General features: G+C 69.0%; 16 protein-coding genes and 1 pseudogene. 4 read left to right on the forward strand and 13 right to left on the reverse strand.

The window, feature by feature from the left end:
• From VJ655_RS19555 to VJ655_RS19585, 7 genes are all read right to left on the reverse strand, one after another.
• A partial coding sequence (locus VJ655_RS19555) for an NAD(P)(+) transhydrogenase (Re/Si-specific) subunit beta (RefSeq protein WP_324114014.1) occupies nucleotides 1-735 on the reverse strand: 735 nt, incomplete at its 3' end.
• Between the two features lie 24 nt (nucleotides 736-759).
• The gene (locus VJ655_RS19560) at nucleotides 760-1,080 is read right to left on the reverse strand and encodes a proton-translocating transhydrogenase family protein (RefSeq protein ID WP_324114015.1); all 321 of its coding nucleotides are present in this window, start codon (nucleotides 1,078-1,080) and stop codon (nucleotides 760-762) included.
• Nucleotides 1,081-1,207: 127 nt separating this feature from the next.
• A complete protein-coding gene (locus VJ655_RS19565) occupies nucleotides 1,208-2,347 on the reverse strand; it encodes a Re/Si-specific NAD(P)(+) transhydrogenase subunit alpha (RefSeq protein ID WP_324114017.1) in 1,140 nt (379 codons plus the stop codon).
• A gap of 118 nt (nucleotides 2,348-2,465) precedes the next feature.
• Nucleotides 2,466-2,696, reverse strand: coding sequence for an aa3-type cytochrome c oxidase subunit IV (locus tag VJ655_RS19570; protein WP_324114019.1), 231 nt, complete (start codon nucleotides 2,694-2,696; stop codon nucleotides 2,466-2,468).
• 64 nt (nucleotides 2,697-2,760) lie between these two features.
• Nucleotides 2,761-3,696, reverse strand: a complete 936-nt coding sequence (locus tag VJ655_RS19575) for a glycosyltransferase family 9 protein (protein WP_324114040.1) — start codon at nucleotides 3,694-3,696, stop codon at nucleotides 2,761-2,763.
• Nucleotides 3,697-3,998: 302 nt separating this feature from the next.
• A complete protein-coding gene (locus tag VJ655_RS19580; RefSeq protein WP_324114021.1) occupies nucleotides 3,999-4,922 on the reverse strand; it encodes an alpha/beta hydrolase in 924 nt (307 codons plus the stop codon).
• Nucleotides 4,923-4,924: 2 nt separating this feature from the next.
• Nucleotides 4,925-5,398, reverse strand: a complete 474-nt coding sequence (locus VJ655_RS19585; RefSeq protein WP_324114023.1) for a PaaI family thioesterase — start codon at nucleotides 5,396-5,398, stop codon at nucleotides 4,925-4,927.
• Nucleotides 5,399-5,513: 115 nt separating this feature from the next.
• Here VJ655_RS19585 and VJ655_RS19590 point away from each other — a divergent pair, with 115 nt between their 5' ends.
• Both VJ655_RS19590 and VJ655_RS19595 read left to right on the forward strand, forming a co-directional pair.
• A complete protein-coding gene (locus VJ655_RS19590; protein ID WP_324114025.1) occupies nucleotides 5,514-6,014 on the forward strand; it encodes an RNA polymerase sigma factor in 501 nt (166 codons plus the stop codon).
• Nucleotides 6,004-6,594 (forward strand): hypothetical protein, encoded by a 591-nt coding sequence (locus tag VJ655_RS19595; protein WP_324114027.1) that lies wholly within the window; start codon nucleotides 6,004-6,006, stop codon nucleotides 6,592-6,594. The genes VJ655_RS19590 and VJ655_RS19595 overlap by 11 nt, the downstream gene beginning before the upstream one ends.
• Nucleotides 6,595-6,654: 60 nt before the next feature.
• On the opposite strand, the gene VJ655_RS19600 is transcribed toward VJ655_RS19595, so the two are convergent.
• The 4 genes and pseudogenes from VJ655_RS19600 to VJ655_RS19615 form a co-directional block, all read right to left on the reverse strand.
• Nucleotides 6,655-8,010: an ABC1 kinase family protein gene (locus VJ655_RS19600; protein WP_324114029.1), complete on the reverse strand. Its 1,356-nt coding sequence runs from the start codon at nucleotides 8,008-8,010 to the stop codon at nucleotides 6,655-6,657.
• 2 nt (nucleotides 8,011-8,012) lie between these two features.
• A pseudogene (locus VJ655_RS19605) lies at nucleotides 8,013-8,136 on the reverse strand (peptidase); the annotation flags it as partial.
• Between the two features lie 9 nt (nucleotides 8,137-8,145).
• Nucleotides 8,146-9,936 (reverse strand): M3 family oligoendopeptidase, encoded by a 1,791-nt coding sequence (locus tag VJ655_RS19610; RefSeq protein ID WP_324114031.1) that lies wholly within the window; start codon nucleotides 9,934-9,936, stop codon nucleotides 8,146-8,148.
• Between the two features lie 41 nt (nucleotides 9,937-9,977).
• Complete coding sequence (locus VJ655_RS19615; protein ID WP_324114032.1) at nucleotides 9,978-10,343, reverse strand: MmcQ/YjbR family DNA-binding protein; 366 nt, start codon at nucleotides 10,341-10,343, stop codon at nucleotides 9,978-9,980.
• A 158-nt stretch (nucleotides 10,344-10,501) separates the two neighbouring features.
• Between VJ655_RS19615 and VJ655_RS19620 the strand changes: the two genes are divergently transcribed.
• Both VJ655_RS19620 and VJ655_RS21150 read left to right on the forward strand, forming a co-directional pair.
• Entirely contained in the window at nucleotides 10,502-11,962 is a 1,461-nt protein-coding gene (locus tag VJ655_RS19620) for a sigma-54 dependent transcriptional regulator (protein WP_324114034.1), read from the forward strand.
• Between the two features lie 3 nt (nucleotides 11,963-11,965).
• On the forward strand, nucleotides 11,966-12,109 hold the full coding sequence (locus VJ655_RS21150) for a hypothetical protein (RefSeq protein ID WP_414647009.1): 144 nt from the start codon (nucleotides 11,966-11,968) through the stop codon (nucleotides 12,107-12,109).
• A 157-nt stretch (nucleotides 12,110-12,266) separates the two neighbouring features.
• On the opposite strand, the gene VJ655_RS19630 is transcribed toward VJ655_RS21150, so the two are convergent.
• Together VJ655_RS19630 and VJ655_RS19635 are read right to left on the reverse strand one after the other, a co-directional pair.
• Nucleotides 12,267-12,746: a hypothetical protein gene (locus VJ655_RS19630; RefSeq protein ID WP_324114036.1), complete on the reverse strand. Its 480-nt coding sequence runs from the start codon at nucleotides 12,744-12,746 to the stop codon at nucleotides 12,267-12,269.
• Between the two features lie 296 nt (nucleotides 12,747-13,042).
• Entirely contained in the window at nucleotides 13,043-13,387 is a 345-nt protein-coding gene (locus VJ655_RS19635) for a hypothetical protein (RefSeq protein ID WP_324114038.1), read from the reverse strand.
• Nucleotides 13,388-13,471 lie beyond the last annotated feature (84 nt).

The raw sequence follows: 13,471 nt of genomic DNA on the forward strand, positions 1-13,471 counted from the left end.
TTCCAGCGTGAAGCCCAGGGCCGCCGCCGCCCAGCCGGAATAGCTGTTCAGCATCGACACCACGACGGGCATGTCCGCGCCGCCGATCGGGATGATCAGGGTGACGCCGATCAAGAGGCTCAGGGCGAAGATGCCCCAGAAGGCCCAGATGGCCGAACCGCCGCTGACCACCAGCACCACGACCAGGGCCACGATGGCGGCCGCGATCAGGATGTTCAGCAGGTGGCGGGCCGGCAGCAGGATCGGCGCGCCGCCCATGTTGCCGTTCAGCTTGGCGAAGGCGATGACCGAGCCGGTGAAGGTGATGGCGCCGATCGCCAGACCCAGGGACAGCTCGATCAGGCTGTTGAGGTGGATATGGCCGTTCTCGCCCACGATGCCGTAGGCGGCGGGCGTGTAGATGGCGGCCACGGCCACCAGGCAGGCGGCCATGCCGACCAGACTGTGGAAGGCGGCGACCAGCTGCGGCATCGAGGTCATGGCGACCTTGCGGGCGATGACCGCTCCGACCGCGCCCCCGACGGCGACGCCGCCCAGGATCAGGCCCAGGGTCACGACGTCCAGCGCGCCCTGGCTCCACAGGGTGGCCAGGGTGGTGCCGACGGCGATGGCCATGCCGATCATGCCATTACGGTTGCCCGCCTGGCTGGTCACGGGGCTGGACAGGCCACGCAGGGCGAGGATGAACAGCACCCCCGAGACGATGTAGAGAATGGCGGCGAGATTGGCGTTCATGATCTTTGCTCCCCCTCGCGCCGCTTACTTCGACTTCTTCTTGTACATCGCCAGCATGCGCTGGGTGACAAGGAAGCCCCCGAAGATATTGACCGCCGCGAAGGCCGCGGCGATCGCGCCGGCCCCCTTGGAGATCCAGGTCGAGCCGGTGACGGCCTCGCCCGACGCGCCATGCGCGGCGGCCGCGAGGAGAGCGCCGACGATGATCACCGACGAAATGGCGTTGGTCACGGCCATCAGCGGCGTATGCAGCGCGGGCGTCACGCTCCAGACGACGTAGTAGCCGACGAAGATGGCGAGCACGAAGATCGCCAGACGGAACACGGTGGGGTCGACGGCTTCCATTCTTTTTCCTCCTGTCATCCCGGACGCCGCTCGCGGCGATCCGGGATCGCGGCGGGCTCTGGCGCCTGTTGCGGTCCCGGACAGCGGCTGCGCCGCTTCCGGGATGACATCAAAAACCGGCTGCGGTTCAGCCCTTCAAATTCGGATGGACGATCGCGCCGCCGCGGGTGACGACGGCGGCCTGCAGGATCTCGTCCTCGAAGTTGGGGGCGAAGGCGCCCTCCTTCGTCGTGAACAGGGTCGCCAGCGCCATCAGGTTGCGCGAATAGAGCGCGCTGGCGTCGGCGGCGATGCGGCCGGGCAGGTTGGCGTGGCCCAGGATCTTGACGCCGTTGGCGGTGACCACGGTCTCGTTCAGCCTGGCGCCCTCGACATTGCCGCCTTGCTCGATGGCCAAGTCGACCAGGATCGAGCCCGGACGCATCGAGGCGACCTGGGCGGCGCTGACCAGCTTCGGGGCCGGACGCCCCGGGATCAGGGCCGTGGTGATGACGATGTCCTGCTTGGCGATGTGGCTGGAAACCAGTTCGGCCTGCTTGGCCTGGTATTCCTTGGACATCTCCTTGGCGTAGCCGCCGGCGGTCTGGGCGTTCTTGAACTCCTCATCCTCGACGGCCAGGAACTTGGCGCCCAGCGACTCGACCTGCTCCTTGGTGGCCGGACGCACGTCGGTGGCGGTGACCACCGCGCCCAGGCGGCGGGCCGTGGCGATAGCCTGCAGGCCGGCGACCCCGACGCCCATGATGAACACCTTGGCCGCGGCCACGGTGCCGGCGGCGGTCATCATCATCGGCAGGGCCTTGCCATAGGCCTCGGCGCCCTCGATCACGGCGCGATAGCCGGCGAGGTTGGCTTGGCTGGACAGCATGTCCATCACCTGGGCGCGGGTGATGCGCGGGATGAACTCCATGGCGATCGCCGTCGCGCCGGCCTTGGCCAGGGCGTCCAGCGTCTCCTTGTCCTGGTAGGGATTGAGGGCGGCGGCGACGATGGCCCCGCTCTTCAGGGCCGCGATCTCGGCGGCCTCGGGTGCGCGCACCTTGAACAGGACGTCGGCGTCCTTCAGGGCGTCCTTGGCCGTCTTGGCGATCTTGGCGCCAGCGGCTTCGTAGTCGGCGTCGAGATAGGACGCAGCCGTCCCCGCCCCCGCCTGCACCACCACCGAGAAGCCGGCCGCGCCGAGCTTCTTGACGGTTTCAGGCGTAGCGGCGACCCGCGTCTCGTTGGCGCGGGTTTCTTTCGTGACGGCGATGACGGCCATCGGCATACCCCTCCCCAGGGCGCTGTTTCCTCATCAGGATGAGGCGCTCTGTAGGGGATAGTCTTGCCTCTTGTCGAGGCATGACGTGCGCGTCAGGGAAAGATTATGCCGATGTCCACCGGTGTCAGTGGGCCGAGACGGGCTTTTCGCGCAGCAGAACAACGCCCAGGGCCAGCAGCACGACGGCGGCGATAGCGCTACCAAGGAAGCCGGTCGGGGTGCAGAACAGCAGGGTGATGAACAGCAGCAGGACCGCGGCGCTCAGCGAGCCCCACTTGGTCATCTTGCCGAACGCGGCGTAGGTCGAGGCTTGCTCGTGGATGTCCATCTCACCGCGGTGATAGTCGCCGGCCATGTGTCGTCCTTGGTAAAAACGGGAATAGATCGAGTTCGCCCGATACAACGAGGGGCGCGAAGGCTCAAGGGTGCGTATCGCCCCACCCCTCCGATGCGAACCGCGCGCGCACGGCCTCGACGGCCTGGTCGACCGTGATGTCGGCGATTCGCCCCTCCCCGCCGTCCAGGCGCGAGAGCCAGCGCGAATAGGCCGGCACGGGCGCCGTGCCCATCAGGCCCACGCACGGCGCGCCCACGGCGGCGGCGACGTTCAGCGCGCCGGAATCGTTGCCCAGGAACCCCGCCGACAGCGAGATCAGCGCCGCCGACTGGTCCAGGGTCAGGTCGCAGGCCACGACATTGTTCGGCAAGCTCCCGATCGCGTCCCGCGCGCCTTGCGCCTCGTGCGGACCGCCGATCCAGAACACCGTGCCGAACAGGTCGGAGAGACGCTCGGCGGCTTGCGCGAACCGCTCGGCCGGCCAGGTGCGCGCCGGCTCGCTGGCGCCGATCCCGAGGCTGAGCCAGGGGCCGGGCTTGTCGGCGTACTTGGCCTTCACCGCCGCGACCGCCTTGGGATCCAGCTTCAGCGCCGGCTCGCGGCTGACCACCGTCAGGCCATGGGCCTTCTCGAAGGCCTCCAGCTTGTCGATCCGGTGGGCGGGACGCATGGACTTCGGGAGATACGGCCCCGTGGTCAGGAAGGTCTCCTGACCGTGCCCCAGGCCAAAGCCCCGGCGCTCAGGCACGCCGGCCAGGAAGGCGGCGATGGCGGGGCGGTCGATCTTCTCCAGGATCCAGACCGCGCGCGGCTTCTGCGCCCGGCAGAGGCGATAGAAGTCGATGACTTCACGCACGCCCTTGAGCCTGCCCTTGTGGTTCGGGGCGTGCAGCACCCGCGCGACGGTCGGCTCGGCGGCCAGCACCTCGGCCGCGCGGCTGGCCGGCCGAGCCACCAGCACCACCTGCCCCTCCGGCGTCGTCGCCGCGATCGCCCGGATGGTCGGCAGATGCCACATCAGGTCGCCGATCCCGCGATCGGGCGTGTAGACGAGGACGGGGCCGGGGGCGGTGCTCAAGGGGAATGGGTCTCCATCGCGGAAACCCCTCTCTCATGGAGAGAGGGAGGGACCCGCCGCGAAGCGGTGGGAGGGTGAGAGGGTAAACCTTCTCAGAACCTGGCTCGGCGTACCAACGATCAGGCCATGGCGAAAGCTTGGCCGCACGGGAGGACTGAGGTTTTCCGGCCAATGGCGAAACCACTCACCCTCCCACCGCCGCAGGCGGTGGGCCCCTCCCTCTCTCTCAGAGAGAGGGATCTTTAACCCCACCCCGCCAGCAGTCCCCGCAGCCCCGCGACGAAGGCCAGGGGCTGGTCGATCATCACGTGGTGATCCGCGTCGGGCAGAGGCAGCAGCAGCACGTCCTTGGGCATTTGCTCGATCATGTAGTCCAAGGTCTCGGCGTGCATCAGGTTCGATCGTTCCCCCCACATCAGGGCGGCGGGACAGGCGATCTCCGGCAGCAGCATCCCCAGGTCCGGCATGCGGAAATTGTGCCAGAGATCGGGATCGAACTTCCAGGTCCAGCCGCCGTCGACGTCCTTCAGCGAGCGGCGGGCGATGAAGTCGGCGATGTAGAGATTCTCGCACGGTTGCGGCGGCGCCAGGCGAAAGCGCGCCAGGGCCTCCTCCAGGGTCGGGTAGACGCGCATGCCCAGGCCCGAGCGCGGCGGCGGGCCCTTCCAGCGCTTCTCGGGCGGCTGGATGCTGCTGTCGACCAGGATCGCCCCGCGCAGCCGTTCGGGATGACGGGCGGCGCAGTAGAGGGTGGGAAAGCCGCCGAACGAATGTCCGACGACGATCGGCTTGACCCCGCCCGCCTCGAGGTCGGCGGCCTCGACGGCCGAAAAGATCTCCGCCGCGAACAGCTCGGCGCTGTAGGCCTCGCGCCAGTCGCTGCCGCCCATGCCCGACCAGGAAATGGCCGCCACCCGCCAGTCTTGGGCGAAGAACGGCGCGATGAAGCTCCACCAATCGGCGTGGGCGCCGTTGCCGTGCAGGAACAGCAGGCCCGGCTTGCCGACCTCGCCCCAGGTCAGGAGCTCGATGTTCGCGCCCTCGACCGCGATCGTCGAGCGCTCGGGCGCCTGGGCGATGGCCCCGTCGAACCAGGCTGGCGCGGGCGGGGCCTGGCCCTTGAACGGCGCGAGAAGAGAGGCCGGGGCGGCCTGATCGTCGGCCATGCTCAAGCCTCGTCCTTGTAGGCCAGCTCGCCGGGGCGGGGCTTGCGCGGGCTGAGCGCCTTGAAGACGCCGGTGCCGGTGATCAGGGTCCGGTCGCCGGCCCAGATGCGGCCGCGCACGGTGAACAGCAGATCCTCCTCGCCGATCAGCTCGCCCTCGCCCTCCACCCAGTCGCCCAGCTTGGCGCCCGACAGGAAGTCGCACATCAGCCGCACCGTGACCCAGCTGTAGGACTTCTGCAGCGAGATGATCCGGCCCCAGGCCATGTCGGCGAAGCTCATCAGCATGCCGCCGTGGCAATTGCCCAGGCCGTTGGTGTGGTGCTCCTCGACCCTGAACGCCAGGCGCGCCTCGCCGGGGCCCTCGCGCTGCTCGAACAGGGGCCCGATCTGGCGGCCGAAGCCACGCGACCAGTTGAGTTGCGAGAAACCTTCGGGAATGGCGGCGGTCTGGGCGTCTGTCAGGTCGTCGGACATGGGGTCAGGCTAACGAGCGTTTGAAAAAAGGAAAGCCTTCCGTAAGGACGCGCCCGCGGCCGGTGTCTAACCTTTCGAAACGGACAAAGGGCTGGCCAAAAGGGCCGGGGAGCGGATGGGCCGAGACCACGACGACTTCGCCGCCTGGCTGGCGCCGCATCTGCCGATGCTGCACCGCACGGCGCGCGCCTTCGCGGAGCCGGCGGACCAGCACGACCTGTTGCAGGAGCTGACGCTGGCCCTGTGGAAGGCGCGTCCCCGGTTCCGCGACGAGAGCGCGGCCGCGACCTTTCTCCACCGCGTGGCCCACAACGCCGCCCTGACGTGGCGGCGCGGCGAAGGCCGCCGGCGGCTACGGGGCGTGGCGGTCGAGGCCGAACTGCTGGTCCGCGACGCCGGAACCGATCCCCAAGGCCCGTTGCTGGAGCGGCTCTACGCGGCGATCCGCCGCCTGTCTCCCGTGGAGCGGTCGCTGATCCTGCTGTCGCTGGACGGCGTCCCCTATGACGAGATCGCCCGCCTGCACGGCCTTTCGCAAGCCAATGTCGGCGCGCGGCTGACCCGCCTGCGCCAACGGCTCGCCACTCAGGTGAAGGAGGACGCCGATGGACTTTGAGCGCCTCGAACAGGTCTGGCGGTCGGAGGCCAACCGCCCTTCCGACAAGCTTCAGGCCCGACTGACGGAGGAACTGATGACATCGCTAAAGACCCGCGAGCGGACCGAAGGCCTCCTGGCCCTGATCCCACTTGCGACCATGAGCCTCTTCACCGTGGTGGCCGTCGTGGCCGTGCTGCGGGCAGGAGACGCCTTTCGCGGTTGGCCGGGCATGGGCGTTCTAGGTTTCTGCTGGATCGTGATGATCCTGGTGGGCTGGTTCGGCTTTCGCGCCCGGCCGCGCGAGGTCGACCGCCCGCTGCGCGACGTGGTGGCCAGGCGGCTGGACCAGAACCGCTTGGAGCGCCGGCACTTCCACACCTTCTGGCTGATGACGCCGGTGTTCTTCCTGCCGATGGGCATGGTGCTCCAGCGCCTGCACGACGAGGGACGGATCAACACCGCGGCCGGCTGGCTGGCCCTAGCGGTCTGCGCCGTCGCGGTGGCCGCCAGCCTGGGCTGGAACACGGCCCGCTACTATTGGGTGATGAAGCCCGAGCAACGGCGGCTCGAGGAACTGCTTAGGGAGTATGAGGGGTAATCCCACTCCTCCCCAATACCGCCGTCATCCCGCGCATGAAGCGCGGGATGACGGTTGAAGTTAGAGCCCCACCGCCGCCAGCGCCGCCCGCTGCCGCTCGGCCACCGCCTCTTCCGAGAACCCCTCCAGCGAGGCCTCGAACAGCCGCTTCCAATTGTGCCGCGCGCCCAGGTGCAGGAACGCCGCGCCCAGGCCGATAGCGGCGCGGTCCATGAACACGAACTCGCGCGGGATGGTGACGCCGCCGACCGCCTTCAGGGCCTGGCGCACCTTGAAGGCCTCGCGGCGGCCGTATTCGCCAGGCGGGACGTCATCGGCGACGGTGCGCTCGCGGTCGTCCAGCAGGGGGCCGTAGATGAAGCGGGCCCAGACGTTCAGGGTGTCGACCAACTCGTCGGTCAGCCCTTGGAAGCCCCAGGTGCGATAGGCCTCCATCTGCTCGGCGCGGTCGTCGTTGGACAGGGCGCGATAGAGCCGCACGACCCCGGCCACGAACTTCGGCGGGAAGATCCGGATGCAGCCGAAGTCCAGCAGATTCAGGTGCGCCGCGCCCTCTCCCCCGAAGGTGTAGTTCCCCAGGTGCGGGTCGCCGTGGATGATGCCCAGATGGGTCATCGGGCTCCACCAGGCCTCGAACAGCAGGGCGGCGATACGGTCGCGGACCTCCTGCGGGGCGCTCTTGAAGGCCAGCAGTCCCTGCCCGTCCAGCCAGGTCATCGACAGCAGGCGCCCCGTGGACAGCTCCGGGACCGGCGTCGGCGTGCGGATGTCCTCGCGGCTGGCGAAGAAGGTCCCATAGAGGGCCATCAGCCTGGCCTCGCGCCCGTAGTCCAGCTCCTCGCGCAGGCGGTCGCCGATCTCGACGATCATCTCGGACGGGTCGATGGAGCCATCCATGCGCTTGAAGAGGTTGATCAGGGCGCGCAGCTGGCCAAGGTCGCTTTCGACCGCGCTCTGCATGTCCGGGTATTGCAGCTTCACCGCCAAGGCGCGGCCGTCGTGGGCGGTGGCCCGGTGCACCTGGCCCAGCGAGGCGGCGGCCGCGGCCTCGTGCTCGAAACTGGCGAACTTCGACACCCAGTCCGGCCCCAGCTCGGCGGCCATGCGTCGGCGCACGAACGGCCAGCCCATGGCCGGGGCGTTGGTCTGCAGCTCGGCCAGCTCCTTTGCGAACTCGGGCGGCAGCAGGTCCGGCACCGTGGCGAACATCTGCGCCGCCTTCATCAGCGGCCCCTTGAGGCCGCCCAACGCCGCCTTCAGCGCCTTGGCGTTGCGGGCGTTGGCGTCGTCGCCGGCGAAGACGCGGTTGGCGCCGTAGGAGACGGCCGCCCCGGAAAGCCCGGCGCCGACCTTGGCGAAGCGGGAGAGCCGGCCGGAGAGGCGGTCGCGTTCGGGGTCGTTACGGTCGTCGGCCATCTTAAATCCTCCCCCCAGCGGAGGAGGTGTCGGCGCAGCCGACGGAGGGGGAGGAGGCCGGGCCAGGACAACTGCCCCCTCCGGCGCTCCGCGCCACCTCCCCCGCTGGGGGGAGGATTTGCGACCGTGACGGCGTCACACCAGCGCCTCGAACTCGTCCACCAGCCGTTCCAGCTGCGCGCAGCCGGCGGCCCAGAACGCCTTCTCGCGCGGGTTCAGGCCGAACGGCGCCAAGGCCTCGACATAGGTCTTGGTCCCGCCGGCGGCCAGCAACTGCTCATAGAGCGGCGCGAACTTGACCGGATCCTCGCGGCGCTTCTCCATCAGGCCGCGCACCAGAAGGTCCCCGAACGCATAGGCGTAGACGTAGAACGGCGCGTGGCAGAAGTGGCTGACATAGGCCCAATAATGCTCGTAGCCCTCATTGAGCTTCACGGCCGGACCGAGACTTTCGCCCATCACTTCCAGCCACAGGCCGCCGATCTGGTCGGGCGACAGCTCGCCCTCCAGCCGGGCCTCGTGGAACCGGCGCTCGAAGCGGTGGAAGGCGATCTGGCGGACCACGGTGTTGAGCCCGTCCTCGATCTTCCCCGCGAGAAGCCCCTTGCGGTCCTCCGGCGTCGCCTCGGCCAGCAGGCGGTCGAACACCAGCCCTTCGCCGAAGATCGAGGCCGTCTCGGCCAGGGTCAGGGGCGTGTCGGCCAGCAGGGTGCCCAGCGGCTGGCACAGGGTCTGGTGCACGGCGTGGCCCAGCTCATGGGCCAGGGTCAGTACGTCACGCCGCTCGCCCATGTAGTTCATGAACACGAAGGGATGGCGGTCGGCGGTGACCGGATGGGCGAAGGCGCCCGACTGCTTGCCCGGACGCGGGCGGGCGTCGATCCAGGGCTGGATAAAGAAGGTCCGGGCCGTGTCGGCGAACTTGGGCGCCAGGTCCTGGAAGCTCTCCAACACCATGCCCTTGGCCTCGTCCCAGGCGTAGGCGCGGGGGGCGGCGGCGGTCAGCGGCGCGTTGCGGTCCCAGTAGTCCAGGCTGTCGCGGCCCATGACCTTGGCCTTGAGCGCGTAATAGCGGTGCGACAGGCGCGGATAGGCCTCGACCACCGCCTGCTCCAGGGCGTCGACGGCGTCGGCGTCGACCTCGTTGGCCAGGTGGCGCGACTGGGCGGGCGTCTCGTAACGCCGCCAGCGGTCCTCGACCTGCTTCTCGAAGGCCAGGGTGTTGAGCACCAGGGCCTGGTTCGAGGCGCGCTCGTCCAGCGCCCTGGCCAAGCCCTCGGCGGCGGCCTTGCGGCGCGCGACGTCGGGGTCGGAGAGGCGGTTCAGCGCCTCGGCGAGGGTCAGGCTCTCGGGCCCCACCTGAACGGTGAGCTTGGCCAGGGTCTCGTCCCACAGGCGGACCCAGTTGGCGACGGCCGGGGCCTTGTCGACGATGAAGCGCTCCAGCTCCGGCGACAGCTCGTGCGGCCGCGACAGACGCACGCGGCGCAGCCAAGGCGCCCAGCGGGCGCTCGGCGGAAAAGCTTCGAGCGCCTTGGCGATCTCGCCGTCCTCGAGCTGGTTCAGCTCCAGCGTGAAGAACAGGCTCTCGGCGGCGATCTGCGAGGAGCGGGCGCGAAGGTCGGCCTCGAACTTGGCCCAGGCCGGATCGTCGCGCGCCACCGAGGCGGCGAGCCCCGCATAGGCGCCGACGCTCCACAGGCCGTTGGTGGCCTGCTCGTAGAGGGTGATCCCGCGATCCAGCAGCACGCCCAGGCGCTGGGGCTCCTTGCGGGCCTCCAGGAACATCCCTTCCAGCGAGGCCAGCTCGTCATTGGCGGCCTTGGCGGCTGCGAGGTCGGTCTCGATCCGGGGGTCGTCGCGACCGACATAGAGGTCGGCGAGATTCCATTCGGGTGGGGCGTCGGGCTTGAAGGGCGCGTTCATGGTTCAGCAGATAGGCCTGCGCCCCACACGCGCGCAATGCGTCACACGTCCGGATGGCGTTTCTTGATGGCCGTCGGCGCGACGGTCTTCCACGCGCCGCGCAGAAGGCCCGCCAGCTCGTCCGCCTCGATCGCCGCCAACCGCACCAGCACGGCGGGGTAGTTCCGGTAGTGATCGTCGGTGAAGAACCGGTCGGGCGCGGCCTCCAGCAGCATCTCCTTCGTCTCCCTCGTACAGCGGATGGCGAGAACGCCGGGAACCAGGACGCGCTTGGCCTTGGGCGCGGGACGGGCCAGGTAGCCCCAGGCCAGACCCTTGCCGCCAACCTCGAAGCCGACCTGTCCGGTCTCGTTCGCGCCGCCGGTGACCTCGGGCAGCGCCAGGGCCAGCTTGGCCGCGGCCTCCATGTCAATCAGCCCGTCCTCCCCGTAAGAGCTTGTTAAGCCTAAACCTTAAGGTTCGAGACACCTCTGCGAAAGCCGGTGTTTACCCCGCGAGTGTATCACTCTGAACCAACAAGAGCCCCGCTCCACGTGGGCGTGGCCGGTTCTGGTGGATGTGCCCAATGACCAAGACGGTGCTCGTCGTCGATGACGACCCGACCCAACGTCGGTTGATCCAGGCCGTGCTCGAGCGCGAAGGCTTCGCGGTCTCGCACGCCGAGAGCGGCGACGCGGCGATCGGCTACCTGACCTCGGGCGCGCCGGCCGACGTGATCCTGCTGGACCTGGTCATGCCCGGCCTGTCGGGCCTGGACGCGCTGAAGGAAATGCGCGCGCGCGGCTTTTCGCAGCCCGTCATCGTGCTGACCGCCACCGGCGGCGTCGACACCGTGGTCAAGGCCATGCAGGCCGGCGCCAGCGACTTCTTCATCAAGCCGGCCAGCCCCGAACGGATCACCGTCTCGATCCGCAACGTCCTGTCGATGGGCGACCTGAAGGGCGAGGTCGAGCGCCTGACCAAGCGCGCGGTCGGCAAGACCACCTTCAGCGATCTGATCGGCGCCTCTCCGGCCATGAGCCTGGTCAAGCGCATCGGCGAGCGCGCCGCCAAGAGCGCCATCCCCGTTCTGATCACCGGCGAAAGCGGCGTCGGCAAGGAGCTGATCGCCCGCGCCGTGCACGGCAGCTCCGATCGCGCCGGCAAGCCCTTCGTGGCCGTCAACTGCGGCGCGATCCCCGAGAATCTCGTGGAGTCGATCCTGTTCGGCCACGAGAAGGGCAGCTTCACCGGCGCCACCGACAAGCACCTGGGCAAGTTCAAGGAAGCCGACGGCGGCGCCCTGTTCCTCGACGAGGTTGGCGAGCTGCCGCTGGACATCCAGGTCAAGCTGCTGCGCGCCCTGCAAGAGGGCGAGATCGACCCGATCGGCTCCAAACGCTCGCTGAAGGTCGACGTCCGGATCATCTCGGCCACCAATCGCGACCTGCAGCAGGCGGTCGCGGCCGGCCGCTTCCGCGAGGATCTCTATTACCGCCTGAACGTCTTCCCGATCGAGGCTCCGTCCCTGCGCGAACGCCGCGAGGACATCCCGGCGCTCGTGGAGGCCTTCATCCGCCGTTTCAACGTCGAGGAAGGCAAGCGCGTCATCGGCGCCGCCCCCGAAACGCTGCAACTGCTGAGCGCCTTCGACTGGCCGGGCAACGTGCGCCAGCTGGAGAACGCGGTCTATCGCGCCATCGTCCTGGCCGACGCGCCCTATCTGCAGCCCTACGATTTCCCGGCCATCTCGGGCCTGGCCGCGCCGATCGAGGCCGCCGCTCCGCCGCCCTCTCCGGCCGCCATGCTGCAGGCCGCTCACGCCGCCATGGCCGCTCCGGCCGCCGAGGCGCCGGTGCGCATCCTCGACGACCGCGGCCACCTGCGGACCCTGGAGGAGATCGAGCGCGACCTGATCCAGCACGCGATCGACGTCTATGCCGGCCACATGAGCGAGGTGGCCCGCCGCCTCGGCATCGGCCGCTCGACCCTCTACCGCAAGGTCCGCGAGCAGGGCATCGAAGTCGACATGAAAGAGGCCGGCTGAACCATGGCGAACACCGACACCGAACACGCGCCGGACGGCCGCGTCGTCCCGACGCCGCTGATGATCTTCCGCCCGGTCTCGCGAGAACAGCGCCTGAAGACGCTGCTGAAGCCGGTTCGCCCGGTCGGTAAGCTGCCGCGGCGGTAGGCTCGGGTACTTAGTTCGAAGCCCATCTCAAGACCCTCGTCATCCCGGCCGTAGCGAAGCGGAGAGCCGGGACCCAGGGCCGCCGCACTGCGCTCCGCCCCTGGGTCGGCTTCGCCGCCCGGGATGACGAGATCGATGATCTTCGGTCGTTGGCTAACTAGTGCCCCGCCGCCACGCTCAGGCGCTCTTCGTCCTGGGCTTCGGCGCTGGGCGCTTCGGCGTTCGGCGCGTCCAGGCGGATCCAGCCCGGGCCCGAGCGGCGCGTCAGGCCTTCCATCTCCATCGCCTCCAGCTCGCGGCCGACGGTCGACGGCGTCACGGGACGGCTCCAACGGTGATCCAGCTGGCGGGCGATCTCGGCTTCGTTGAGGCCCGGCGCCTGGCCCAGAGCCATCAGGATCATGTCGCGGGTGGTGCGCCCACGACGGCCGCGGCGGCCCGGCGTGGGCGGGGCGAAGGCGGCCGACTCGCCCGACGTAAGCCGTTCGGACATGCCCGCCTGCTTCAAGGCGTCGAGGGCCAGCACGATCGCGCGCAGCTCGCTCTCGAACGGCGCCTGGGCGCGCCGCTGAGCCTCGATCATGCGGTTTTCCAGCTCCGTCTTGCGGCGCAGCAGCAGTTGATAGGTGGTCGCCATCGTCCCTAGTCCGCAGAATGGCGAGGCTCGCCCGGCGCGCTGCGCGCATCGAACGCGGGTCGCTGTGAGCGGACGACCCGAACCCCACGTCAGTTAGGATATTAACTTGTTACAATTGTTCAGATTTTCCGCGCGTATGATTACCAGCGCCTTAACGGGCGCCAGCGAACGACAGTTTTTGGTAAGCCTTTGAGACAAAATCCCAAGTCGAGGCAATAAAATTTCACCCGCCTACCGGGTCCAGGGTCGAGGGCGCCCCGGCGGCTCGCCCCATGCGGGCGCCATAGCGGAAACCGTCAGTCCTCGGCGTCGTCATCGGCCCGCTTGTCGGGCCTTGCGGAGCGGCCAAAGCCCTTCCCGCGCCGCATGGGGCCGCGGCTGTTCTCGCCCTTGGCCTTGGCGGCGATCTCTTTCAGCTTGATGGCCTGGTTGCCCGACAGGGCCTGGCCGCGCGCGCCCTTCTCGGGATCGGCGAAGGCCCGGCCGTAGGTCTCGACGCGCTGGGCGACGCTGGTCAGGAACTCGCCCTCCCATTCGGAGAGCTCGACGCCGGCCTTGTCGGCGGCGCGACGAGCGCGCTTGAGGGCGTTCAGCGCGGCCCGCTTGGCCTGTTCCTTGGGATTGGGCGGCTTGGCGCGCATGGGGTCAGCCTAACGCGCGGATCCCGTAGCGCAAAATCCTCCCCCCGGCGGGGGAGGTGTCGGCTCGAAGAGACGACGGAGGGG

The organism is Caulobacter sp. (assembly GCF_035254145.1).
In the GTDB taxonomy this organism is placed as follows: Bacteria; Pseudomonadota; Alphaproteobacteria; order Caulobacterales; family Caulobacteraceae; genus Caulobacter.